The following is a 21,566-nucleotide window of genomic DNA, read 5'->3' as shown; positions in this document are numbered from 1 at the left end:
TGTTACTTTTCCGCCGCGTTTGCACGCGGTTTCAGGCCGGTCAGCCGCGCGAATTCGCCCTCGAAGGCCGCAAGGCCCGCCTCCGCCCCGAAAGCCGCAAGCGCGCGCGCGCCCGTCTCGGCCAACACCGCCTGCCAGTCGCCGTCACCCAGAAGCCGGTCGAACGCCCGCTCCAGATCGCCCGCACCGCCCACTGCGACCGCGCCCCCGGCGGTCGCGAGTGCCGCATAGGCAGGCGCGAAATTGTCAAGCGACTGCCCATGAAGGATCGCCGCGCCATGGGCGGCCGGTTCGAACGGCGTATGCCCGCCGCGCGGGGCGAGCGAGCCGCCCACGAAACACAGCCCCGCCGCGCCATACCACAGGTCCATCTCCCCCATCGTATCGGCCAAATAGACCGGCGCGCCTCCCTCCGGCCCCTGCCCGCGCGACCGCGTGGCGAAAGCAAGCCCCCGCGCCGCGATCTCCGCCTCCACCTCGTCGCGCCGTCGCGGATGGCGCGGCGCCAGGATCAGCCGAGCGCCGGGATGGCGCGGCAGGACCGCCGCGAACGCCTCCAGCACCGCCGCCTCCTCGCCCTCATGGGTCGAGGCCGCAAGGATGGTCCGCGCCCGGTCAAACCCCGCGACAGGCTCGTCCCCCGCCACGGCCGTCGCCTTCAGAACCGTCACCGGTCCAAGTCGCGCTTCGGGCAGACCGAGGTCCAGGAACCGCGCCCGCGCCGCCTCGTCCTGCGGCGCCAGCCAGGAAATCGCGCCCACCAGCCGCCGCGCCAGCCCCGGCATCCAGCCCCAGACCCTCGCCGACCGCGCCGACATCCGCCCGCCCAGAACCAGAACCGGCACGCCCCGCGCGGCGCATTCGCTCAGCCGATGCGGCCAAAGCTCGTTCTCGATCATCACCAGCGCCACCGGCCGCACCCGGTCGAGAAAGCCCCGAACCAAAGGCAGATGATCGACCGGCGCCAGCCGTACCTCGCAGGCCGCAAGGCCCCAGCCCCGCACCATATCCCGCGCCGTCAGGCTGTTGACGGTGATCATCAGGCGAAGCTCCGGCCAGCGCGCCCTCAGCCGCGCCACCGCCACCCGCGCCGCCTGCATCTCGCCGTTCGAGGCGCCGTGCAGCCAGACGACCGGCCCGTCGCAGGCCCCGGGCACCTCGAACCGCTCGCGCTCCGCCGCGCCGCGCGAAAGACGCAGCCACAGGCAGGCCAGAGTGGAAAAAATCCGGTAGATCACCATGCGCCCGCTCTGCCACGGCCCGTCCGCTGACGCAATGTCCGTGGCAGCCCCCTTCCCCTCGCCACCGTCACAGGGCACTCTCCGCCCAAGAAACCCGGAGCCCCCGATGACCGACGCCTTCACCGCCCCCGGCCGCTTCCTGCGCGGCAATCTCCACACCCACTCGACCCGCTCCGACGGCGTCCTTCCGCCCGAAGAAGTCTGCCGCCGCTACCGCGCCGAAGGCTATGACTTCATGGCGCTGACCGACCATTTCGTCGGCGCCTTCAAATACCCGATGGTCGACACGCGCGACTTCCGCACGAAGGACTTCACGACGCTCATCGGCGCCGAGCTGCATGCGGGCACCATGCAGAACGGCGAGGTCTGGCATATCCTCGCCGTGGGCCTGCCCTTCGACTTCACGCCCCCCGACCAGCCCTGGTTCGCGCCCCACGAGACCTCGGAAAGTGCCGCCACCCTCGCCACCCGCGCCCGCGACGCGGGCGCCTTCGTCGCCGTCGCCCATCCGCAATGGTCGGGCCTGACGCTCGCCGACGCCCGCACGATCGAGGCCGCACATGCGGTCGAGATCTACAACCACGGCTGTTACGCGGGCTGCGACCGGGGCGACGGCTTTGCCATCAACGACCTCCTCCTGACCGAAGGCCGCGCGCTCTCGCTCGTCGCCACCGATGACGCGCATTTCTCCGAACCCGACCATTTCGGCGGCTGGGTGATGGTCAAGGCCGAGGAGAACGATCCCGACGCGATCCTCGCCGCGCTCAAGGCCGGCCACCATTATTCCTCGCAAGGCCCGGAAATCCGGCGGGTGGAGATCACCGACAAGGCAGTCGTCGTCGAATGCTCCGCCGCCACCTCGGTGATCGTCCAGGGCAAGGGCACGGCGGCCCGCGCCATCCACGGCCATTCCATGACCCGGGCCGAGGTGCTGCTCGAGCGTTTCCGCAATTCCCCCTGGATCCGCGTCACCGTCATCGACGCCGCCGGCCGCCGCGCCTGGACGAACCCCTACTGGCTCTGACCCGCGACGACGCGCAGCGCAGGCGCGGGCGCCTCCCGGCCCGAGATCCTCGCTTTATCGCAACGCCCCTCCCCCGGCCCACCCCGCGCAGGTGGTGACGAAGCGCCCGCTCACCGGGGCGGTCGGGCGCTGCCCGGGGCGGCTCTCTCCGCCGTTAGCGCCGGGCGATCCGGCCTCATTTGCGGAAACAGCCCGCAAGGCAGCTGGCGATCTGCCACTGTCGCCGCGCCGACTGATCCACGGCCTAATATCGCACTTGGCTGCCGAGGTTGTGTTCCCGCTCTGCTTATAGTCTATGTGACATATATTTTAAATCGACGCCGGGGATGGATCTTGCCACAGCTTCCATTATCCGATCATTGAGATCTGCTAAAATATTCAAAAATCGATGCTATCTCGCCAAACGACAGAAAGTTATAAAAATAAGACTCGATAAACCACAAAGAGTGATGTAGATGTATCTTCATAGTTTTCTGACATGATTTCCTGCTCAGTTTGATGCATCGTTTATTATTCCAGGAGCCAATAGGCAGAGTACCAGGCCGCTTAACAGAAGCAGCATTGGACCTGCAAGAAATGCCATTCCGACCAAAATTGATTTACCCCCCAACCTTGGGTTATCGCTAAAGACAATTGAAGGGCCAATCGGGGATAAATAATACGAAACTATTGCTATCGACAAAAATATACCAGATAGAACCAGAAGACGCTCAATTTCCATCTCGCGAATCGCAGAGAGTCTTACCAAGATTTGCCTTATAATGAGTGTGAGTAGTAAAATCCATGACACATAGACTTGCAGGGTAATAATTACGAGAAAGCTAGAGTATGAGTCTGCCGATAACGCATATCGATCCGACTTGCGTAGATTTGCGATCTCATGTTGCAATCCATCAGATATTACTCTGTTCACAATATCTTCACTAAAAATTGCGAAGCCTGCGCCATGGAGTGCGTAATTTAATACGCTGGCGAGAATGATGACTATCAGCAGGAGTCTGACACCTAGAGGCGCTTTTAATCGGCTGTCCATTTTTTCTTTCTATGCGGCATTATTGTGCGGGCTTCATGGACTTATTAGCGCTTAACTTTCAAGTCCAGATCTGGCTCTGTGATTTGTCGACATGACCTAAGCGCTCCTTCCGAGTGCAGCTCATGACTTGCTCCAGTCTCAACGGCGGCCTCCGGAAGCGGCCCTTCCCGACCCGATTGCGATAACAATCAACTGCCTCACCCCTCCGCCGTCACCAGCCGTGCCATCTCGGCCCGGAACGCCCGGTGCACTGCCTCCTCGCCATGGTCCTTGACCAGCCGCATCACGCCGAAGCGGACCCGTGCGATCTCCTGATAATAATCGGTGAAGGCATAGTTGATCCCCGCCCCGGCCATGGCGCCGAGGATCGGCACGGCCTTCGCCGCCAAGGTCTTGCCCAGCATCGCCGAAAAGGCGGGCAGCACGCGGGCCAGCACCGCATTCAGCGTGGCACTGTTCAGGGACAGCCGTGCGCCGAGGAAGGTGGAGTTCACCCCGTCGTCCCCCGGCCCCGGTGCGCCTGATCCGAAGATGTCGAGACAGATCAGCCGCACCTCCTCGGCTTCCGGGTCGAAACCCGCCTCGGCGGCGGCCTTCTGCATCGCCCCGAACATCACCATGACGGTCGCGGGCAGTTCGACCATGGCGCTTGCAAGCCCCACCGAACCCCCCGCGGCCCCGCTTGCGGCCGCGGCGATCTTGTGCCCCCAGGCGCCCGCATCCGGCAGACGCTCCCGCGCCTGCCCCGCGCCGGTGTAAAGCCCGGTCAATATCTGCCGCGATCCCGCGTCGAAGGCCGTGCGCGCGGGCGCTGGCAGGCCCGCGAACCAGGCCTCCGCCTTGCCGCCCAGCGCATTAAGGGCGCGCATCATCGGCCCGTTCACCTTTGCGGCGCGCCGCGCCAGCGCCGTCACCTCACGCGCCATTTCCTCGGGAAGCAGGTCTATCTCGTCCATCCGGCCCTCCTTGAGCCCCTCCTGTCGAAATGGCCCCTGCCGCGCCCGGTTCAAGACCCGGCCTTCTCCACCCGGCCCTTCACGCCGGCCCAGGCCCCGGGCAGCAGCTCCAGCCCCAGGACCCGGTCGGGGTTCGTCGGCGGCGGCATTTCCACGCCTTCAAGCTTTTCGAACCCGAAACGCCGGTAATAGGGCGCGTCGCCGACCAGAAGCACCCTTTCCCAGCCAAGCCGCCGCGCCTCGCCGAGGCTCTCGCGCATCAGAAGGCCCCCCAACCCCTCGCCCTGCCGCGTCGGATGCACCGCCACGGGGCCCAGAAGCAACACCCGCTGCCCCGCCACCCGGACCGGCCAATAGCGGATCACGGCGGCCAATATCCCGTCATCGTCGCGCAAGACGTGGCAGAGGTCGCGCACCGGCGGCACGCCATCCCTGAGCCGGTAGGAAGACAGCGCCGTCCGCCCCGGCGCGAAGCACAGGTCGTAAAGCGCCTCCACCTCCCACCAGTCGGCCTCGGTCTCCTCCTCCAGCCTGTACAAGCGCGCCTCCGATTCCTCTGGCCAACGCGCCTAACATGGGCCTAACTCCCGTTCAAACCCTGACGAAAGGCCCCCATGTTCTACGAACCGAAAAACGGCCACGGCCTGCCGCACAACCCGCTCACCGCCATCATCCAACCCCGCCCGATCGGCTGGATCTCGACCCGCGGCCCCATGGGCGACAACCTCGCCCCCTATTCCTTCTTCAACGCCGTCGCCTACGCGCCGCCGCAGGTCATGTTCGCCTCCACCGGCCGCAAGGATTCTGTCACGAATGCCGAGGCCTCGGGCGCCTTCGCCGTCAACATCGTCGAATGGGCCGCCCGCGAGGCGATGAACCTCACCTCCGGCAGCTACCCGCCCGACACCGACGAATTCGCCCTCGCGGGCCTCGAAAAGGCCGAATGCGCCACCATCGACTGCCCGCGCCTCGCCCATGCCCCCGCCACGCTCGAGGCCCGCGTCACGCAGATCCTCCCCCTCAGGGGCCGCGACAATTTCCTGATCCTGGGCGAGGTCACGGGCATCCACCTGCGCGACGACTGCCTGATTGACGGCTATTTCCGCGCCACCCTCTTCCGCCCGGTGGCGCGCGGCGGCTACAAGGACTACTCCGTGGTCACCGAGCATTTCCAGATGACCCGCCCCGATGAAACCTGACCCGATGAGACCTGAAGGAACCTCCCCATGAAAGCCACCGTCACCTGGGCGGGCAACCGCACCTTCGTCGGCCAGACAGAGAGCGGCCATGCCATCGCCTTCGGCACCGCGCACCACCATGCCGGGGGCGAGGCGCCGAAACCCGGCCCCTCGCCGATGGAGCTTCTCCTCATCGGCACCGCCGGCTGTTCGGCCTGGGACGTGATCGCGATCCTCGAGAAGGGCCGCCAGAACGTCGAGGATTGCCAGGTCCGCGTCGATGCCGACCGGGCCGAGAGTGACCCCAAGGTCTTCACCCGCATCCACCTGCAATTCGTGGTCAGGGGCAAGGGGCTGGACCCGAAGAAGGTCGCCCGGGCGGTCGAGCTTTCGGCCGACAAATATTGCTCGGCCTCGGTGATGATGGCCAAGACGGCGGAGGTCACACACGGGTTTGAGGTGGTGGAGGGGTGAAGGTGATCGACCAAATCGCCCCAGAGCTGACGTCCGCGTCATCGCCGGGCGCTGTGGTGCAGCTTCCCCGAACCGGTCATTCGCCACATACAAGATTGCAACACTTCATTGGTGTGCTGGGGCGTAATAGTTCCTGTTGAAATTGTCCTGGCAATTCCTACAATAGTGTTGTGTGCGAGCGGAGCGTACATCGCTAGTTCCCATAGCAGGGACTAAACTTAAAGCACGGGTCAACGGCCCAGCCTTGGCTGCCTCTAGGGCCTCTAGGGGTCTAAACGGTGAAATAATTACGCTCGCACACCCTAGGAGACCAATTTTGAGCGACACGAGCGGCGACCCCTTTGGAAACATCTGGATTACAAGTCGAGTTCGTATGGACGCTCATGCGAAGTTCACGCGACTCGACCAGCTTTCCCACATAGTGCTGACAATCTACTCAGTCGCCTTGCTTGGCTTTTCCGTATTCCAGCATCACTTGGCAAACACTCCTCTAGGTCCGTACACCTCGGAAATCTCTATAGTGCTTTCGGCGAGCATACTTTGTGCCTCACTGGTCGTTTGGGGACTCGGGTTCGGAGAAAAGGCACGCGATCATCGCGACTGCTATCTAGCCCTGCAAAGGCTCTATGAATCAGACTTGGAAGCAGGAGAAAAAAAGGCCACCTATCAAGGTATACTAGACAGGTATCCTAATCACAGCGACTTTGACTACGAGCGCTTCATTTTTCGAAAGGTATGGATTGAATCAACGTCGATAGATACGGCAAGAGGACCGATAAAGATGGGGCTTGCTCGGGCGGCCAAGTATTTGGTTCGTGAGCTTCTTTTTTGGGTGGTTGGGGCGGCTCTTGTTTTCACTCCCGCGATTGTAATTGCTGTGATCTATGCCCTCTAGCGAGCCAAGCGAAGCTTTCGCATCATTTTTTTCAGAAGAAAACTTAACGCGTATCTTTAACGAACGTGTCAAAGATGCAAGATTTACTGGTTTAGATGGGGTGAGCGCTTCTTCGCTTGAAGCAGACCTTGATGGAGTTGTTGAGACGGCGGCGAAGAAGGTACAGACGGGGCGCTACAGGTTCACGAGGTATCGTGAAAAGCTCATCCTCAAGAACCATAGGAAGCCGCCAAGGCAGATCGCAATCCCAACCGTTCGAGATGCCTTGGTGTTGCGCGCCCTATGTGATTATCTAACTGAATTTTTCGACGATTGCCGTATGAAACCGCCGCATGATGTCATCAAACGCTTGGCGACTGCAGCGAGTACAGCGATGCCAGACGACCAATTTCTAAGGATGGATGTGGTCAACTTCTACCCGACTATAGTTCACGATCTACTGCTCGCGCGGCTTCAAAAACGTGTACCGGATGACCTAGCCTTACAGCTCGTTCATAACGCAATCGCGACTCCAACCGGGTTTGACGAACTGGGGACGCGCACCGTGGGCGTCCCGCAGGGCCTGAGCATTTCCAACATACTTTCAATGGTGTACCTCCATGATTTCGATTTTTTCTGTAATCTGAACTATGAGTATTTTCGCTATGTGGATGACATTGTTGTACTGGCAAAGAAGGGAAATGTTGCGGAAGTTCATGCACAAATCAAAACCTATCTGTCAGATCAGCTACGCCTAGAAACACACCCGCTAGAGGAAGGCGGCCGTAAAACAATGATTTCCGATGTGGCGGCAGGTACCGATTACTTGGGCTATAGGATTAGCTCCACCGGCCTCAGCATCCGCGATACCTCTTACAAGAAAATGTTTCGCGCAATTGTTGGCTGTTTAAGGAGATTGAGAGGCACGGCCACGGCGGAGCAAGTGCTTTGGAAGCTCAATTTGATTGTTACCGGCTGCCGTTTTGAAAGTCGCTCCGTCGGCTGGGTCTTCTTTTTTCGGCAGTCAACAGACATGGCGCAATTTCATAGAATGGACGCTTTTGTGGCGAAGCAAATGGGCCTCTATGGCCTCGTGCACCTGACAGACAGAGCCAAGAGCTTTGTGAAGGTATACCGTGAAATCAGGTACAATCGAAAAGCGACAAGCTACATTCCAGATTTTGATAACTTCACGTTGGCCGACAAAATCCGCGTCATCTCACTTATTCGCGGGCTATCCGAGGAGCGGTTGGGAGTGATGGAGCGGGAAGACTTAGACGAACTGTACTGGTCGATCGTTCGTGGGCAAGTGGCGAAAATGGAGCGAGAGACCGTGGACTTCGGGGCGAACTCTGGTGGCTACTAGCAAGCCGTAGGTCCGGGTTCACCCCGACTCTTTCCCACCCTCCCCAAAGCGCAGGGCCATCGCCCTGCGCGCCGCGACCGGCCTCAGACATCCCGACCGGGCGGCCCGAAGCCGCACGGTCAGCCCCTCCCGGCCGCGCCACGGGCGCGGCGTTCTTCGGGGAAACGTGCCACCGGCACGTTTCTGATCCCTCATCACCCCCCCGGGCGGCGGGGGCATTCGCCCCCACCGGGGCGGGCGCTGCCCGTGCCCAATCGTCCGGTTCTTCCCATCGCCCCTTGGCGCGGTCTTGCGCCCGCGCCAAACGGACCGGGAAACGTGCCGCTGGCACGTTTCCTGCCGGTCCTCCGGGCCTCATTCCAGCCGCTTGTGCTCCGCCTGTTCCTCGGCCATCAGCCGCGCCATTTCCTGCAGCATCGCGATCCGCTCCCGCCGCTCGGCGCCCGTCAGCGGTTCATAGACCACCCCCTCGGCGCCGGAGAGGACCCCGGCGAGGCGGGCGTGCATGAAGGTGCGCAGGACGTCCGCCATCCGCACCGTATGCCCCGGCCCCATGGCGCGGAAGAAGCGGACCACCTCCTCCTCGACCCACAAGGACAGGCGGACCTTGCGCGAGGGCGTGCGTTGCCGGGCGATCTCCTGCCAGGCCTCGGGCAGCTGGCCTGACGCCGCCAGATCCCACGACAGGTGGAACTCCAGCTCCTTCAGCGCCTCGGCCAGGTGGTGGTAATGCGCGCGTTGCCGTTTGGTGCGGCCCGCGATGCGTGCCATGGCTTGCCCCCTTGGTGATCAGGGCCATCCTCGGCGGGTCGGGTTCAGGGCCGGTAAAGGCGGCGCGCGGGTGTGCTGGTGTGCCATACGTCCCGGCCCATGTTGCGGGGCACCTTGGGGCGGCCTATCCGATCAGCAGGACCAGCCAGGCCGCGCCCCCCGCCATCGCCGTCAGCGCCACCCCCGCCGAGCCGCAGTCCTTGGCCTTCTTGGCGAAGGGGTGACGTTCGGGGCTGAGATGGTCGACGATCTCCTCGATGGCGGTGTTGAAGAGTTCGGCGGCGAGGATAAGTAGTCCAAATCCAAGGATAATCGCCCGTTCGGCCGCCGTCAGATCCAGCGTGAAGGCCAGCGCGGCGGAAAGGATGTTGACGATGGTCCACTGGCGCAGCGACATCTCGCTGGCCCAGGCGGCCATCCAGCCCTGCAGCGACCAGAGACAGGTATTGAGAAAGCGCCGGAACTGGCCCCTGACGAAGATGAACAAAGATCCCTCCCGTTTTCCGCCGACAGTAGCGGCGGACGATGTTTCAGGGAAGGGAGGAGAGATAAAGCCGCACCGTTTCAGCGACGTTACGGAACCGGTCGCCGCCCAGATGCTTGCCGCCGTACCAGCGGGTGACGACGATCAGATGATCGGTCAGGCCAGCCGCCTGCAGATGCTGCAATATGACATTGCCCGCCCCCGCCTCGCCATCGTCTCCCTTCACGGGGCCGCCGTCAGCAAGGACCGCCGCCCAGGAATTGTGGGTGGCGCGGGCGAAGCGCTTCTCGCGCTTCAGCGCCGCAAGAAAGGACAGGATCTCGGCGCGCGACCGGACAGGGCCGCCCGAGACGGCATATCTGGAGCCACGGTCATTGATGCCGGTGTCGAGGATGCGCATATGCCCTCCTCGCCCGGACGGCAGGCGGGGTCAAGCAGGCTGCTCAGACCAGGCCCCGCAACCCCTCGATAACGGCCGCATTGGCGCACCAGGGCGGCGCGGCCTCTGCCCGGTCATGATCCTCGACATGATCCCGGCAGTCGTCGGCCGACCCGGTGCAGGCGCGGCAGCGGTCGACCAACGCGGCGAAATCGCTGCGCGAGAGAAACCCCTGATGCATCGCCTCCGACAGGTTCACGCCGTGGCGCCGCGCCATTTCCCGGGTGAGGTAAAGGTGCAGATCCATATCCGTCGCAAGGCGCGGGCGGGTCGCGGCTTCGGTTTGCATGATGCGGCCTTCCGTGCGCTGGCGGCCACAGCCGGCCGCACGCCGAGCTTCACACGGCGCCGCGGCGGCGACATTGAGCCAGATCAAGGGCCGCAGCCCGGTGAACTGCGCCAGGACCACTGGCGCCCGACCGGGCGGGGCGCTAAACTCGGGTCCATGTTTACGATCGAGCATGATTTCGACGCCACCGTCATTACCCTGGTCGACGAAGGGTCGAGCCACCTTGAAGAAGATGTGGTGATCCAGGGATTTGAGGAATGCGTGACGGTCGAACAATATGATCCGCGCGAGGACATGGTGGTGAAGATCGTCCTTTCGATGCACCAGGTGCAGGAACTCGCGGCGGCGCTGAACCTGCCGGAAGGCGTCTACCGGCTGAAGGACCGCAAGGCCTAAGGCTCCACCCGGAAGGTCTTGTCGCGCTGGGTCTCGCCGCGCACCAGTCTCAGCCGTGACTTTGCGATGCCAATGGCCTTGGCAAGGGCCGCCTGAACAGCCCGGTTGGCCTTGCCGTCCTCCGGCGCGACGGTCACATAGACACGGACCTCACCGCCCTCGGCGACGATCCGGCCGCGCGAGGCTTTCGGCGTGACCCGCACGGTGAACTCGGTGCCGGGCGCGGCGAGGTGGCTGAGATCGGTCATCAATCCTCTCTGGCGGCGCTTCTAACGCGGGGCTAGGGTCGAGGCAAAGGGGGAGGCGGATGAGAACAGGATTTTTCACCGACGAGCGGTGCTTCTGGCATCATGGCGGCAATTATGTGCTGACAGCGCCTGCAGGTGGCCATGTGCAGCCCGGCGGCGGCCTGCCGGAGAATCCAGAAACCAAGCGGCGGTTGAAGAACCTTCTGGAAGTCACGGGCCTGATGGCGGAAATGCAGGTCCGGTCTGCCGCGCCGGCAACGCGCGAGGAACTGCTGCGCGTGCATCCGGCCAGTTACCTCGACGCCTTCAGGGCGGCCTCGGATGCGGGCGGCGGAGAGCTCGGCCTGCGCACGCCCTTCGGGCGGGGCGGCTATGAGGTGGCGGCCCTGTCGGCGGGTCTCGCCACGACCGCGCTGCTTGCGGTCCTGAGAGGCGAGCATGCGAATGCCTATGCGCTGACCCGCCCGCCCGGCCATCACGCCACCGCCGACTGGCCGAACGGCTTTTGCCTCTTCAACAACATCGGCGTGGCGATCCGCGTGGCGCAGGCGGCGGGTCTGACCCGGCGGGTCGCGGTGGTGGACTGGGACGTTCATCATGGCAACGGCACCGAGGCGATCTTCTGGCAGGACCCCGATGTGCTGACCGTCTCGCTGCATCAGGAGCGGAACTATCCGCTGGATACAGGCGAGCCCGAGGCGCGCGGCGAGGGCAAGGGCCATGGGTTCAACATCAATATCCCGCTGCCGCCCGGAAGCGGACACGAAAGCTATCTGGAGGCGATGGAGCGGATCGTGCTGCCCGCGCTCCGCCGCTTTCGGCCGGAGGCGATCGTGGTTGCCTGCGGCTATGACGCATCGGCCTTCGATCCCCTGGGGCGGATGGTGGCGACGGCGGAGACCTTCCGGGCCCTGACCGAACGGGTCAAGGCGGCGGCGGAAGATCTGTGCCGGGGGCGGCTCGTCCTCGTGCATGAGGGTGGCTATTCGGAAATGCATGTGCCCTTCTGCGGTCATGCGACGATCGAGGCGCTGACCGGATCGGCGATCCGTGCCCCCGATCCCTTGGCGGCGGCGCTTGAGGCGCGCCAGCCGGGGCCGGAGTGGCGCGCGCATGTCTCCGCCCATATCGGGCGGCTTGCCGACTATTTCCTGTAGCCACGCCGGTATCCGGCCAACCGATTTCTTGCAAAGAAATCGGACCGGACCCTTTCAAAGGGTCCGTGCGGATTTCGTCACGAAATCCGCACCCCTTGATTGTCGGGTTGCGATGGCCGACATCAGCGGGGACCAAGGAGGTGCCGATGCCCGATCCGAACCCCGCCGTGATGGACTTTCTTCTGACCCGCCGTTCGCGTCCGGCGCGGACGCTGACACTGCCGGTGCCGGGGCGGGAGCAGCTGCTGCGCATCCTGACCGCCGCCGTCCGCGTGCCCGACCATGGCAAGCTGGAACCCTGGCGGTTCGTGGTGCTGGACAAACCCGCGCTTGACCGTCTGGCGCGGCTCGCGGCGGTCCGCGGGCCAGCAACCGGTCGCGATGCCGAGCAGACAGCGAAGGGCGTCGCGCAGTTCACCGATTCAAATCTGACAATTGCCGTCGTGAAACGCCCCTGTTCGACCGAAAAGATTCCGGAAATCGAACAAGTGCTGTCGACCGGTGCCGTCTGCGTCACGCTTCTGAACGCGGCGGCGGCGGAAGGCTATGGCGCGAACTGGCTGACCGGCTGGGTCGCCTCGGACGAGGTGATCTGCCGCGAGGGGCTTTGCCTTCAGCCCGGTGAGTGGGTGGCGGGTCTTGTCCATCTCGGCACCGAGACCTCCGTGCCGCCCGACCGGCCGCGCCCGGACCTTGAGAAGATCGTCACCTGGGCCCCGGCATGATCCTTTCCTCCTTCCTCGCCGCCATCGGGCAGCTCGGCGACCGGCGGTTCCTGAAGGTCTTCGCGCTGGGCGTCGGCCTCGCGCTGGCACTTCTCTTCGCACTCTATGCGCTGTTCCTGCAGCTCATCGGCTGGTTCACGCCCGACAGCCTGACCCTGCCCTTCATCGGCGAGGTGCACTGGGTGAAGGACCTGCTCGGCTGGGGATCGCTCCTCCTGATGATCGGACTTTCGGTCTTCCTGATGCTGCCGGTCGCCGCGCTCTTTTCCGGTCTTTTCCTCGAAGATGTGGCGGACGCGGTCGAGGACCGCCATTACCCGCGCCTGCCCCCGGCGCGGGGCCAGAGCTTCTATGAGGGCCTGGTCCGGTCGGTGAACTTCTTCGGCGTCCTGATCGCGGTGAACCTCCTGGCGCTGATCCTCTACCTCTTCGTCGGCCCCTTCGCACCTTTGATGTTCTGGGCGGTGAACGGCTATCTGCTGGGGCGGGAATATTTCGAGACGGTCGCGGCGCGGCGGCTCGGGCCGGTCGAGGCGAAGGCGCTGCGCAGGGCGAACGGCGGCACGGTCTGGCTGGCCGGGGCGCTGATGGCGGCGCCGCTGTCCCTACCCTTCATCAATCTGGTGATCCCGGTCCTCGGGGTTGCGACCTTCACCCACATCTTCCACCGGCTGACGGGGCGCTGAAGCGCCTCAGCCCGCCGGGCGAGGCCCGAGGCGGCCGAAGAAATCGAGGTCGTAGATATCGATGACGCCCGAAAAGATGACGGCGGCGATCGCGGCCCAGATCAGCACTGTGATGATCGTGGTGATCTTCGCCTTCCACAGGATGCGCGCGTCCGAAGGCGCCGATGCGGGCGTGCCCGGCACCACATCGCCTGCGTCTGCCTGACTGCCGGGCGTGGCCTGCAGCACGACGAAGAAGACCAGAAACCAGATGACCGCGAAAAGGACGATGCCGCCGGTGAGGTTCATCAGACCTGCTCCAGCTCGATCAGGCAGCCGTTGAAATCCTTCGGGTGCAGGAAGAGGACCGGCTTGCCATGGGCGCCGATCTTCGGCTCGCCCGTGCCCAGAACCCGCGCGCCCTCGGCTTTCAGCCGGTCGCGGGCGGCGATGATATCCTCGACCTCGTAGCAGAGGTGATGGATGCCGCCCGAGGGGTTCTTGTCGAGGAAGCCCTGGATCGGGGAGTTCTCGCCAAGCGGATAGAGAAGTTCGATCTTGGTGTTCGGCAGGTCGATGAAGACGACCGTGACGCCATGGTCGGGCTCGTCCTGCGGGGCGCGTACGGCGGCGCCGAGCGTGGTGCGATACTGCGCGGCGGCGGCCTCGAGGTCGGGCACGGCGATGGCGACATGGTTCAGGCGGCCGATCATTCTTTCCCCCATCTGGTCGCGGCGAGTTATGCGGCGGCGCGGCGGCCCACGCAAGCGAAAGACTGTCGCACAGGTTCCTGGCTGCTGTTTACCGTCCGTTAGCTACAGCGATTCTAGGCTTGTCCCCGATGACCCAGCCGACGAACCGCAAGGGGACGAGATGGCCGACGATCTGACCGAACTTCTGGTGACACAGGCGCCGCAACCGGGCCGCCCGCTTTGGGGGCTGACCGTGCTGGTGGTCGAGGACAGCAGGTTTGCCTGCGAAGCGATGCGCCTTCTCTGCCTGCGCTCCGGCGCGCGGATCAGGCGTGCGGATTGTCTGGGCTCGGCGCGGCGGCATCTGATGACCTACCGGCCGACGGTGGTGATCGTCGATCCCGGCCTGCCGGACGGATCGGGCCTTGATCTGATCGCCGAGCTCGCGGCCGCGCGGCCGCGCATTCCCGCGATCCTCGGGGCAAGCGGCGATCCGGGGTTGGAGGCAGAGGCGCGGGCGCGCGGCGCCGACGGGTTTCTGACAAAGCCGATCGAAAGCCTCGCGGCCTTCCAGCGCGCGATCCTTGCCGCCCTGCCCGCCGTCGGCGGCGCCCGGCCGCAGATCCAGCCGGGCGACCGGATCGAACCCGACCGGATGGCGCTCCGCGACGACCTGCTGCATGCCGCGGATATTCTCGACCATGCGCCGGATGACGGGCGGCTGGACTATCTGTCGCGCTTCCTCGTGGGCGTTGCACGCATCGCCCATGACGGCGCGCTTGCCGACGCGGCAGAGGCGATGGCGGGCGATCATGACCACGCGCCGGGCGAACTGTCGGCACTGGTCCGCGACCGGCTGGCGGCGGGTTCTTCCTTCTGACAGGGGCCGCGACAGAACCGGCGGCGCGCCTGCGGCCTCAGCCCGCGGCGCGGTCGGGGTCGGTCGTCACCAGAACCGGGCGGGTAAGCGCCGAGAGGCTGTCGCGCTGCCGCCCTTCAGCATCGAAATTCCCGTCGGCGAGCCAGCGGTCGAAGCAGGGTTCGAGCCGCGCCCAGTCGCCATCGGTCATCGCGAACCAGGCGGTGTCGCGGTTGCGGCCCTTGTAGACCATATGCTGGCGGAAGGTACCCTCGTAGGAAAAGCCGAAGCGCTCGGCGGCGCGCCGCGACGGGCGGTTCAGCGCATCGCATTTCCATTCATAGCGGCGATAGCCGTTGGCGAAGGCCCAGCCCATCATCAGCACCATCGCCTCGGTGGCGGCGCGGGTGCCCTGCAGCGCCGGCGACAGGCAGATATGGCCGACCTCGATGGTGCCATGATCGGGCGTGATGCGCAGAAAGGCGGCGACGCCCGCCGCCCGGCCGCTGGACAGATCGCGGATCGCGTAGAAACAGGGGTCGCGCTGGCCCTCCATCCCTTCGATCCAGCGCCGGTAGTCGTCCTCGGCCGCGAAGGGGCCGTAGCCCATGTAGGTCCAGAGGTCAGGCCGACCGGCAAAGGCCGCATGCAGCTCTGTCGCATGCGCCGCCGCACCCAGCCTTTCGAGGTTGACGTGGCGGCCCGCCATGTCTTTCTCCTCGGGCCGGCAGGCGGGGCGCCAGTCCGGCACGTCCGGCCCTGTCGGGGCAGTCTTCGTCATCTCGCCATGGCCTTTCCTGCGCCGATTCGGGCGGCGCTTGCGCGGCTCAGGCTGCCATGCCGCCGCGAAAGGCGCAAAGCGCCGCAGCAGGTCTGCCGCCATGATATCTGGCGGAAATCGCCCCCGCCCCGTCACCCGCATTCCGCATTTCGGCCCCAATTGGCGGCGATCCTTGCCCCATCTGTATTTCCCGGCCGCCGCCGGACATGAGGTTGAGATGACGGACCGCATTCTGCGTATCGCCCTGAACGACAGACTGACCCGCGCCGCCCACTGGACGGTCTTCACGCTTGGCGCCGCCTCGCTGGTTTTCTCGATCGCGGCAACCGCCGCGTCGGCCCTCTAGGACAGTTTTCTCGCCTGTACCGCGAACGGGCGGCATTTCGGCCGCGATACTCACGGTGACGCCGGCAGGCAGCAAAAGGCCCGGGGTTTGACCCCGGGCCTTTGTCTTTTCCCAAGGCGCGCGGCCTTATTCCTTCGGAATCACCCTGAGGCGCAGGTCGCGCAACTGCTCGTTCGTCGGTTCCGACGGCGCGCCCATCATCAGATCCTCGGCCCGCTGGTTCATCGGGAACATGATGACCTGGCGGATGTTGGCCTCGTCGGCCAGAAGCATCACGATCCGGTCGATCCCCGCCGCGCAACCGCCGTGCGGGGGGGCGCCGTATTTGAACGCCTTGACCATGCCGCCAAAGCGCTTCTCGACCTCGTCCTTCGGATAGCCCGCCAATTCGAAGGCCTTGAACATGATCTCGGGCTTGTGGTTGCGGATGCCGCCGGAGATGAGCTCATAACCGTTGCAGGCGAGGTCGTACTGGTAGGCATGGACCTTCAAAGGATCGCCCATCAGCGCCTCCATGCCCCCCTGCGGCATCGAGAACGGGTTGTGGGAAAAGTCGATCTTGCCCTCGTCGGTCTTCTCGTACATCGGGAAATCGACGATCCAGGCGAACCTGAAGCAGTTTTCTTCGGTCAGGCCCAGCTCGCGCCCGATCTCGTTCCGCGCCCGGCCCGCGACCGCCTCGAACGTTTCCGGCTTGCCGCCGAGGAAGAAGACGGCGTCGCCTTCGTTCAGGCCAAGCTCCACCCGGATCGCTTCGGTCTTTTCGTCCCCCAGCGCCTTGGCAATCGGCCCGGCCGCCTCGGTCGAGCCGTCCTCGGCCTTCCGCCAGAAGATATAGCCCATCCCCGGCAGCCCTTCCTTCTGGGCGAAGGCATTCATCCGGTCGGCGAACTTGCGGCTGCCGCCGGTGGGGGCGGGAATGGCGCGAACCTCGTTGCCCGGCTGTTCCAGAAGCTTGGCGAAGATCGCGAAGCCCGAGCCGCGGAAATGCTCGCTGACATCGGCCATCCTGATCGGATTGCGCAGGTCGGGCTTGTCGGAGCCATACCATTTCAGCGCGTCCTTGTAGGCGATCCGTTCCCAGTCGGCATAGACCTTCCGCCCGCCGCCGAACTCCTCGAAAAGACCCTGAATGACCGGCTGGACGGCGGCGAACACATCTTCCTGCTCGACGAACGACATCTCGATGTCGAGCTGGTAGAAATCGGTGGGCGACCGGTCGGCGCGGGGATCCTCGTCGCGGAAGCAGGGCGCGATCTGGAAATAACGGTCGAAGCCCGCGACCATGATCAGCTGCTTGAACTGCTGGGGCGCCTGCGGCAGGGCGTAGAACTTGCCGGGGTGCAGGCGGGAAGGCACCAGGAAGTCGCGCGCGCCTTCGGGGGAGGACGCGGTGATGATCGGGGTCTGAAACTCGTTGAAGCCCGCCGACCACATGCGGTTGCGGATCGAGCGCACCACGTTCGAGCGCAGCATCATGTTGCGGTGCAGCCCCTCGCGGCGCAGGTCAAGGAAGCGGTAGGTCAGGCGGGTTTCCTCGGGATAGTCGAGATCGCCGAAGACCGGCAGCGGCAGTTCCTCGGCCGGGCCGAGCACTTCGACGGCCATCGCATAGACTTCGATCTCGCCGGTCGGGATCTTGGGGTTCACGAGCGAGGCGTCGCGGGCCTTAACGCGGCCATCCACACGGATCACCGTTTCGGCCTTCAGCTTCTCGATCGCCGCGAAGGCGGGGCTGTCGCCGTCGGCCAGAACCTGGGTCATGCCGTAATGGTCGCGCAGATCGATGAAGAGGACCCCGCCATGATCGCGCACCCGATGGACCCAGCCCGACAGGCGGACCGTCTCGCCCGCGTGCGACTTGTTGAGATCGGCGCAGGTATGGCTGCGGTAGGCGTGCATGGTCGTCCCCTTCGAGAGGCAATCTTTCGGTTCGCGCCGATACACATGCGCGCGGGGCCGAAGTCAAGGGGGCCGCCCCACCCATTGGTCGTGGCGCAGATGCCTCTTGCACTGCGAGATGCAGCAACATGGACTTGACGAAGCCCAATATCTTTCGCTTTACGCCATAGTCGCGCCAGATTTTTCCACCAATCGAACTTCATGAATTCGGAAACAATCACCGTCCGCATGTCGCGCAGAGCGCCCGGTCTTGGGACTGGCCCAAGAATCTTCGGCCTGACACCCGGCTCTGTCGTCGTCGCACTCGTGCTGGTCCTTTTGACGGTCTGGCAGTTCGGCGGTGGCGCATCGGCCGATTTTCGTGCCGGCTGGATGGCGGGGCGGGCCTTTGCCGAGGGGAGGTACGACCTGATCTACCCGCCACACAACGGCGTATACACCATGCAGCCGCCGATCGAATGGGTGGCAGAGCTGAAGGCGGAAGGCTACAAAGGTCTTGTTTACCCCTTCGTCTACCCACCGCTCTGGGCCTGGGTCGCCGCCCAGTTCGCCAAGATTTCCGACATCGGTACGCTGATACGGATCGCCAGCGCCCTGAACGCGCTGATGATGGTCGGAACGCTTGCGCTCGCTCATCGGCTTGCCGCGCCCCGGATGAGCCAGACACGGTTCATGCTTGTCGGCCTTGGCTTCTTTCTGGTGTCTGCCTCCGGCATCATTGCTCTTTATGAAAACCAGCCGCAGATTCTCGTTGCATTCCTGACGCTCCTTGCGATTGAACGTACCGAGCACGGCAACGGAAAGCTGGGCGGCGCGGCGCTGGCGCTTGCCGCGAGCCTGAAGCTCTTCCCAGCTGTGATCGCGCTGATCTGGATTGCCACCGGCAGACGAAGCGCAGCGGTGAGCTTCGGGCTGGTAGGCACTGCCCTGGGGCTTGCGTCGATCCTGTGCGCGGGCTGGCCGCTACACCGCGAGTTTCTTTCGGTCCTTGGCGACATCAGCGCGACCTCGATGATGACACGTCTCAACTTCTCGCTGGAAAGCGCAGCGGCGATTCTCTTTTTCTCGGATCAGTTGCAGGTGATTACCGCCGCTTCCACCCTTGCTGATCCCGCCGCTGTCGGGCGCTTTTCGGTCCTGTCAGAGCCGCCAATGTTTCATTTTTGCTCCAACCTCATGCAGGTTGCGGGCATCATCACCGTTCTTTTCCTTTTTCGCAGGGCGGAGAGGACGGGCTCGCGAGACTACATTCGTGCGTCACTGTGGCCTTCTGCGCTGACGTTGCTGGCCCTGACCGGTCCGCTTGCCTGGTCCTATTATTTCATTGCCCCGCTCGCCTTCGTGCCTTCGCTGATCGAGCGAGCCGGTCGCTGGATCGGGACCGGCGCCCTCGTCCTTTCTGCCTTGCTCACCTCTCCGTTCGCGCTTTCCTGGATTCCCTTCGGAGCTACCACCCTAGCGAAGCAGGGCGCGATCTGTCAGCTTCTCGGTACAGCCGCTTTCTCCCTGCTCGCCGTTCTGTTCCTGATCGGCGGGACGCGCACGACGAGCATGTGGCGTCGCGATCAGGCCAACGGGTCGTGAGACAGGGTGCATTCAACTCTGGAGGCGCAGCTGATCGCATCTTCGCACTTGCAATCGTAGGCACCTGGGCGATCTTCCAGCTCTTCCATTTCTGGAACGAACTTCCGGGCGACTTGTCGGCGGTCTATTTCGCAGGCTGGTTCTTGAACAACGGCGCGCCAGGCCTGATCTACGACGCGCCGCCGCACTTCTTTGGCGGCACACCGCCCAGCTGGATCGGATTGGCCGAACAGATCGGTGGGCCTCAAGCAACGGTCTATCCCTATGTCTACCCGCCACTCTGGGCCGCTCTGGTCGCACCGCTGACCGGATGGGTGGATGCGTTCCAATTTTCGCGCGCCATCTATGTCTTGCATCTCGTGCTTGTCGTCGCCTCGACTATCCTCGTCGCAAGGCAGGCCCGACAGCGCGCGATTCCCTATTGGTGTTCGGCGCTCGTTGCGGTCGCCGTCCTTCAATTCTCCGCCCCCGCTCAGAACGCGCTCGAGCAGAACCAGCCGACCATCCTGACCATGTTCCTGCTTCTTCTCTGCCTCGACAGGCTGCAATCAGGTCGGGATGCAATGGCGGGCCTGTGCCTGGCAGTTGCCGTGGGCCTCAAGATCTCGCCCGTCCTCTTCTTGCTGATCCTGCTTGTCGAACGCCGCGCGCGCGCCCTGGCTTTCTTTGCGGTCGCGGGCGGCTTGCTCGCGGGGCTTGGCTTGTTGCTGTGCGGCATTGAGGCCCACCGGCATTTCTTTGCGGCTCTTGGCCTTGTCGGCGATACCGGTCTGATGTCGGTCGCCAATCTGTCCCTTCGTACTGCCCTCTACGGAATGGCGGGTGTGGCTGGCGCCGCACCAACCTTCGATCCACAACAGAGCATTTTCCTCATTCCCGACATGCCTGGCTGGATCGGCCGCTCCATGGCCATTTCCGCCCTACTGATCGCTGCAGGATGGCTCATGCGGCTCCGGCGACTGGAGAGGTCGGCGCGGCTGGAGCTTTCATGGCTGACGATAGCCCTCATCATCCCGCTCTTCGGTCCGCTCGGCTGGCAGCACTATTACCTCTTGCCGCTCTTCCTTCTGCCCGGCCTGATCTTCCGGCTCGCCGACGGACTCCGCCTGATCGCTGTCGCTGCGGCGCTGGTCTCGTCGGCGCTTGCCACGCTGCTTCTGACCGGGCTGATGCCGTGGCCGACGCTGGCATATGTCTGGGTCGCGACGGCCGGGTGGCTGGTGATCCTTGGCCTCATCCCCTTCGCGCGCGACGCCAGGACCGGCAATCAGAACGGCCTGACGACATTGCCGGAATAGAAGTAGATCCCAAGGCCGAAGCCAAAGATGATCCAGCCCGCGACCGCGTGCAGGAGAAGCGCCAGAGGGAAGCCGTGACGCAGGTAGGCTTGCGCGAAGAAAAGCCCGCCCGCGAAGGTCATGGCAGCGACCGTTGCGCTCCAATACATCAGATGGGCGAAAGAAAAGGCGGCGGCGTTCAGGAAGAGCGCGCCGCGCCCGTCCGGCAGCAGCCGCCCGTAGCGACGGAAGAACAGCGGGCGGAAGATCAGTTCCTGCGGCAGGGCCGACAGGATCGGATAGAGACAGACGATCATCAGGAAGACGAGCGGCCGTTCCAGCGGCAGGAGGAAGGCGGCGTCAGGCCGGGTCACGGCGATCACCGCCCCGCTCGCCAGCGCCGTGACGAGCGCAAAGAGCATGACCGGGCGCCAGGGCAACCCGCCGGAGACGAGTTCGCGCCAGCGGAACCCCGGCGTTCTGGCCAGCAGCACCAGACCGACGAGGGAAAACACAAGGAGTGCCGCGAAAAGACGGCGCGGCGGCAGAAAGACCGCGACCAGAAGCGGCACGGCGAGGAAAAGCAGCAGGAACTCCGCCCAAAGTCGTTTGTACATTCCGCTCTCCGCCACCGCCACCGCCACCGCCACCGCCACCGGTCGAGACTGGCCGCTTCGCCCGGCTTAGGCAAGACCGCTGAACCGCTCGCCCCCGCAGGCTGCGCTTTTTGTGCGATCCGCTGACGGTCGGGCCTTGCGCCCGGTCTGAGCTTGACTATAACCCGCGAAGTTTTGCGCTGAAGGGG

The 21,566-nt window shown here is 64.3% G+C and carries 27 protein-coding genes; 13 read left to right on the top strand and 14 right to left on the bottom strand.

Annotated elements, in window-relative coordinates; translation table 11 throughout:
* Positions 1–2 precede the first annotated feature (2 nt).
* Positions 3–1,241, bottom strand: coding sequence for a 3-deoxy-D-manno-octulosonic acid transferase (locus P0645_RS00275; protein WP_284162539.1), 1,239 nt, complete (start codon positions 1,239–1,241; stop codon positions 3–5).
* A 106-nt stretch (positions 1,242–1,347) separates the two neighbouring features.
* Between P0645_RS00275 and P0645_RS00270 the strand changes: the two genes are divergently transcribed.
* Positions 1,348–2,265 carry a PHP domain-containing protein gene (locus P0645_RS00270; RefSeq protein ID WP_284162538.1) on the top strand — a complete coding sequence of 306 codons (918 nt, stop codon included), beginning with the start codon at positions 1,348–1,350 and terminating at the stop codon, positions 2,263–2,265.
* A gap of 490 nt (positions 2,266–2,755) precedes the next feature.
* Here the strand turns inward: P0645_RS00270 and P0645_RS00265 are convergent, their stop codons facing one another.
* The 3 genes from P0645_RS00265 to P0645_RS00255 all read right to left on the bottom strand — a co-directional run bounded on the left by P0645_RS00265 (position 2,756) and on the right by P0645_RS00255 (position 4,793).
* A complete protein-coding gene (locus tag P0645_RS00265; protein WP_284162537.1) occupies positions 2,756–3,298 on the bottom strand; it encodes a hypothetical protein in 543 nt (180 codons plus the stop codon).
* Positions 3,299–3,495: 197 nt separating this feature from the next.
* Complete coding sequence (locus tag P0645_RS00260) at positions 3,496–4,254, bottom strand: EcsC family protein (protein ID WP_284162536.1); 759 nt, start codon at positions 4,252–4,254, stop codon at positions 3,496–3,498.
* A 50-nt stretch (positions 4,255–4,304) separates the two neighbouring features.
* Complete coding sequence (locus P0645_RS00255; RefSeq protein WP_284162535.1) at positions 4,305–4,793, bottom strand: GNAT family N-acetyltransferase; 489 nt, start codon at positions 4,791–4,793, stop codon at positions 4,305–4,307.
* Positions 4,794–4,868: 75 nt separating this feature from the next.
* Here P0645_RS00255 and P0645_RS00250 point away from each other — a divergent pair, with 75 nt between their 5' ends.
* The 4 genes from P0645_RS00250 (at position 4,869) to P0645_RS00235 (ending at position 8,146) form a co-directional block, all read left to right on the top strand.
* Entirely contained in the window at positions 4,869–5,453 is a 585-nt protein-coding gene (locus tag P0645_RS00250; RefSeq protein WP_284162534.1) for a flavin reductase family protein, read from the top strand.
* 27 nt (positions 5,454–5,480) lie between these two features.
* The gene (locus P0645_RS00245; protein WP_284162533.1) at positions 5,481–5,906 is read left to right on the top strand and encodes an OsmC family protein; all 426 of its coding nucleotides are present in this window, start codon (positions 5,481–5,483) and stop codon (positions 5,904–5,906) included.
* Between the two features lie 316 nt (positions 5,907–6,222).
* Entirely contained in the window at positions 6,223–6,801 is a 579-nt protein-coding gene (locus P0645_RS00240) for an SLATT domain-containing protein (protein WP_284162532.1), read from the top strand.
* On the top strand, positions 6,791–8,146 hold the full coding sequence (locus tag P0645_RS00235; protein WP_284162531.1) for a reverse transcriptase domain-containing protein: 1,356 nt from the start codon (positions 6,791–6,793) through the stop codon (positions 8,144–8,146). The genes P0645_RS00240 and P0645_RS00235 overlap by 11 nt, the downstream gene beginning before the upstream one ends.
* Positions 8,147–8,500: 354 nt before the next feature.
* Here P0645_RS00235 and P0645_RS00230 read toward each other — a convergent pair whose 3' ends face one another.
* From P0645_RS00230 to P0645_RS00215, 4 genes are all read right to left on the bottom strand, one after another.
* Positions 8,501–8,917, bottom strand: a complete 417-nt coding sequence (locus P0645_RS00230) for a BrnA antitoxin family protein (protein WP_284162530.1) — start codon at positions 8,915–8,917, stop codon at positions 8,501–8,503.
* 124 nt (positions 8,918–9,041) lie between these two features.
* Positions 9,042–9,404: a diacylglycerol kinase gene (locus tag P0645_RS00225; protein WP_284162529.1), complete on the bottom strand. Its 363-nt coding sequence runs from the start codon at positions 9,402–9,404 to the stop codon at positions 9,042–9,044.
* A gap of 43 nt (positions 9,405–9,447) precedes the next feature.
* Positions 9,448–9,801, bottom strand: a complete 354-nt coding sequence (locus tag P0645_RS00220; RefSeq protein WP_284162528.1) for a YigZ family protein — start codon at positions 9,799–9,801, stop codon at positions 9,448–9,450.
* 43 nt (positions 9,802–9,844) lie between these two features.
* A complete protein-coding gene (locus tag P0645_RS00215; protein WP_284162527.1) occupies positions 9,845–10,129 on the bottom strand; it encodes a DUF6455 family protein in 285 nt (94 codons plus the stop codon).
* A 156-nt stretch (positions 10,130–10,285) separates the two neighbouring features.
* Here P0645_RS00215 and P0645_RS00210 point away from each other — a divergent pair, with 156 nt between their 5' ends.
* The gene (locus P0645_RS00210; protein WP_284162526.1) at positions 10,286–10,525 is read left to right on the top strand and encodes a DUF8831 family protein; all 240 of its coding nucleotides are present in this window, start codon (positions 10,286–10,288) and stop codon (positions 10,523–10,525) included.
* Here the strand turns inward: P0645_RS00210 and P0645_RS00205 are convergent.
* Positions 10,522–10,773 (bottom strand): DUF167 domain-containing protein, encoded by a 252-nt coding sequence (locus P0645_RS00205; RefSeq protein WP_284162525.1) that lies wholly within the window; start codon positions 10,771–10,773, stop codon positions 10,522–10,524. The two genes, P0645_RS00210 and P0645_RS00205, sit on opposite strands and share 4 nt — an antisense overlap.
* Before the next feature lie 59 nt (positions 10,774–10,832).
* Here P0645_RS00205 and P0645_RS00200 point away from each other — a divergent pair, with 59 nt between their 5' ends.
* The 3 genes from P0645_RS00200 (at position 10,833) to P0645_RS00190 (ending at position 13,341) form a co-directional block, all read left to right on the top strand.
* Positions 10,833–11,930: a histone deacetylase-like amidohydrolase gene (locus P0645_RS00200; protein ID WP_284162524.1), complete on the top strand. Its 1,098-nt coding sequence runs from the start codon at positions 10,833–10,835 to the stop codon at positions 11,928–11,930.
* Positions 11,931–12,076: 146 nt separating this feature from the next.
* Positions 12,077–12,655 (top strand): nitroreductase family protein, encoded by a 579-nt coding sequence (locus P0645_RS00195; protein ID WP_284162523.1) that lies wholly within the window; start codon positions 12,077–12,079, stop codon positions 12,653–12,655.
* Positions 12,652–13,341: an EI24 domain-containing protein gene (locus tag P0645_RS00190; protein WP_284162522.1), complete on the top strand. Its 690-nt coding sequence runs from the start codon at positions 12,652–12,654 to the stop codon at positions 13,339–13,341. Before P0645_RS00195 ends, P0645_RS00190 begins: the two co-directional genes overlap by 4 nt.
* Positions 13,342–13,347: 6 nt before the next feature.
* On the opposite strand, the gene P0645_RS00185 is transcribed toward P0645_RS00190, so the two are convergent.
* Complete coding sequence (locus P0645_RS00185; RefSeq protein ID WP_284162521.1) at positions 13,348–13,629, bottom strand: DUF1467 family protein; 282 nt, start codon at positions 13,627–13,629, stop codon at positions 13,348–13,350.
* Complete coding sequence (gene mce / locus P0645_RS00180) at positions 13,629–14,033, bottom strand: methylmalonyl-CoA epimerase (protein WP_284162520.1); 405 nt, start codon at positions 14,031–14,033, stop codon at positions 13,629–13,631. The genes P0645_RS00185 and mce overlap by 1 nt, the downstream gene beginning before the upstream one ends.
* A 160-nt stretch (positions 14,034–14,193) precedes the next feature.
* Between mce and P0645_RS00175 the strand changes: the two genes are divergently transcribed.
* The gene (locus P0645_RS00175; RefSeq protein ID WP_284162519.1) at positions 14,194–14,892 is read left to right on the top strand and encodes a response regulator; all 699 of its coding nucleotides are present in this window, start codon (positions 14,194–14,196) and stop codon (positions 14,890–14,892) included.
* A 37-nt stretch (positions 14,893–14,929) separates the two neighbouring features.
* Here P0645_RS00175 and P0645_RS00170 read toward each other — a convergent pair whose 3' ends face one another.
* Positions 14,930–15,652, bottom strand: a complete 723-nt coding sequence (locus P0645_RS00170; protein WP_284162518.1) for a GNAT family N-acetyltransferase — start codon at positions 15,650–15,652, stop codon at positions 14,930–14,932.
* 217 nt (positions 15,653–15,869) lie between these two features.
* Between P0645_RS00170 and P0645_RS00165 the strand changes: the two genes are divergently transcribed.
* On the top strand, positions 15,870–15,998 hold the full coding sequence (locus tag P0645_RS00165; protein ID WP_284162517.1) for a hypothetical protein: 129 nt from the start codon (positions 15,870–15,872) through the stop codon (positions 15,996–15,998).
* A gap of 126 nt (positions 15,999–16,124) precedes the next feature.
* Here the strand turns inward: P0645_RS00165 and aspS are convergent, their stop codons facing one another.
* A complete protein-coding gene (gene aspS, locus P0645_RS00160; RefSeq protein ID WP_284162516.1) occupies positions 16,125–17,900 on the bottom strand; it encodes an aspartate--tRNA ligase in 1,776 nt (591 codons plus the stop codon).
* Positions 17,901–18,218: 318 nt separating this feature from the next.
* On the opposite strand from aspS, the gene P0645_RS00155 reads away from it, so the two are divergent.
* Complete coding sequence (locus P0645_RS00155; RefSeq protein ID WP_284162515.1) at positions 18,219–19,484, top strand: glycosyltransferase 87 family protein; 1,266 nt, start codon at positions 18,219–18,221, stop codon at positions 19,482–19,484.
* The gene (locus P0645_RS00150) at positions 19,481–20,782 is read left to right on the top strand and encodes a glycosyltransferase family 87 protein (RefSeq protein WP_284162514.1); all 1,302 of its coding nucleotides are present in this window, start codon (positions 19,481–19,483) and stop codon (positions 20,780–20,782) included. Before P0645_RS00155 ends, P0645_RS00150 begins: the two co-directional genes overlap by 4 nt.
* Here P0645_RS00150 and P0645_RS00145 read toward each other — a convergent pair.
* Complete coding sequence (locus P0645_RS00145) at positions 20,752–21,378, bottom strand: CPBP family glutamic-type intramembrane protease (RefSeq protein WP_284162513.1); 627 nt, start codon at positions 21,376–21,378, stop codon at positions 20,752–20,754. The two genes, P0645_RS00150 and P0645_RS00145, sit on opposite strands and share 31 nt — an antisense overlap.
* Between the last annotated feature and the right edge of the window lie 188 nt (positions 21,379–21,566).

Source organism: Frigidibacter sp. SD6-1, from assembly GCF_030143255.1.
GTDB lineage: Bacteria > Pseudomonadota > Alphaproteobacteria > Rhodobacterales > Rhodobacteraceae > TMP-24.
This window is presented reverse-complemented; position numbering and strand designations above follow the sequence as displayed.

What these genes read in the sequence shown, in the direction of transcription:
- P0645_RS00275 (WP_284162539.1), bottom strand. Translation starts at nt 1,241, where the DNA reads ATGGTGATCTACCGGATTTTTTCCACTCTGGCCTGCCTGTGGCTGCGT.
- P0645_RS00270 (WP_284162538.1), top strand. Translation starts at nt 1,348, where the DNA reads ATGACCGACGCCTTCACCGCCCCCGGCCGCTTCCTGCGCGGCAATCTC.
- P0645_RS00265 (WP_284162537.1), bottom strand. Translation starts at nt 3,298, where the DNA reads ATGGACAGCCGATTAAAAGCGCCTCTAGGTGTCAGACTCCTGCTGATA.
- P0645_RS00260 (WP_284162536.1), bottom strand. Translation starts at nt 4,254, where the DNA reads ATGGACGAGATAGACCTGCTTCCCGAGGAAATGGCGCGTGAGGTGACG.
- P0645_RS00250 (WP_284162534.1), top strand. Translation starts at nt 4,869, where the DNA reads ATGTTCTACGAACCGAAAAACGGCCACGGCCTGCCGCACAACCCGCTC.
- P0645_RS00245 (WP_284162533.1), top strand. Translation starts at nt 5,481, where the DNA reads ATGAAAGCCACCGTCACCTGGGCGGGCAACCGCACCTTCGTCGGCCAG.
- P0645_RS00235 (WP_284162531.1), top strand. Translation starts at nt 6,791, where the DNA reads ATGCCCTCTAGCGAGCCAAGCGAAGCTTTCGCATCATTTTTTTCAGAA.
- P0645_RS00230 (WP_284162530.1), bottom strand. Translation starts at nt 8,917, where the DNA reads ATGGCACGCATCGCGGGCCGCACCAAACGGCAACGCGCGCATTACCAC.
- P0645_RS00220 (WP_284162528.1), bottom strand. Translation starts at nt 9,801, where the DNA reads ATGCGCATCCTCGACACCGGCATCAATGACCGTGGCTCCAGATATGCC.
- P0645_RS00215 (WP_284162527.1), bottom strand. Translation starts at nt 10,129, where the DNA reads ATGCAAACCGAAGCCGCGACCCGCCCGCGCCTTGCGACGGATATGGAT.
- P0645_RS00210 (WP_284162526.1), top strand. Translation starts at nt 10,286, where the DNA reads ATGTTTACGATCGAGCATGATTTCGACGCCACCGTCATTACCCTGGTC.
- P0645_RS00205 (WP_284162525.1), bottom strand. Translation starts at nt 10,773, where the DNA reads ATGACCGATCTCAGCCACCTCGCCGCGCCCGGCACCGAGTTCACCGTG.
- P0645_RS00200 (WP_284162524.1), top strand. Translation starts at nt 10,833, where the DNA reads ATGAGAACAGGATTTTTCACCGACGAGCGGTGCTTCTGGCATCATGGC.
- P0645_RS00195 (WP_284162523.1), top strand. Translation starts at nt 12,077, where the DNA reads ATGCCCGATCCGAACCCCGCCGTGATGGACTTTCTTCTGACCCGCCGT.
- P0645_RS00190 (WP_284162522.1), top strand. Translation starts at nt 12,652, where the DNA reads ATGATCCTTTCCTCCTTCCTCGCCGCCATCGGGCAGCTCGGCGACCGG.
- P0645_RS00185 (WP_284162521.1), bottom strand. Translation starts at nt 13,629, where the DNA reads ATGAACCTCACCGGCGGCATCGTCCTTTTCGCGGTCATCTGGTTTCTG.
- mce (WP_284162520.1), bottom strand. Translation starts at nt 14,033, where the DNA reads ATGATCGGCCGCCTGAACCATGTCGCCATCGCCGTGCCCGACCTCGAG.
- P0645_RS00175 (WP_284162519.1), top strand. Translation starts at nt 14,194, where the DNA reads ATGGCCGACGATCTGACCGAACTTCTGGTGACACAGGCGCCGCAACCG.
- P0645_RS00170 (WP_284162518.1), bottom strand. Translation starts at nt 15,652, where the DNA reads ATGACGAAGACTGCCCCGACAGGGCCGGACGTGCCGGACTGGCGCCCC.
- P0645_RS00165 (WP_284162517.1), top strand. Translation starts at nt 15,870, where the DNA reads ATGACGGACCGCATTCTGCGTATCGCCCTGAACGACAGACTGACCCGC.
- aspS (WP_284162516.1), bottom strand. Translation starts at nt 17,900, where the DNA reads ATGCACGCCTACCGCAGCCATACCTGCGCCGATCTCAACAAGTCGCAC.
- P0645_RS00145 (WP_284162513.1), bottom strand. Translation starts at nt 21,378, where the DNA reads ATGTACAAACGACTTTGGGCGGAGTTCCTGCTGCTTTTCCTCGCCGTG.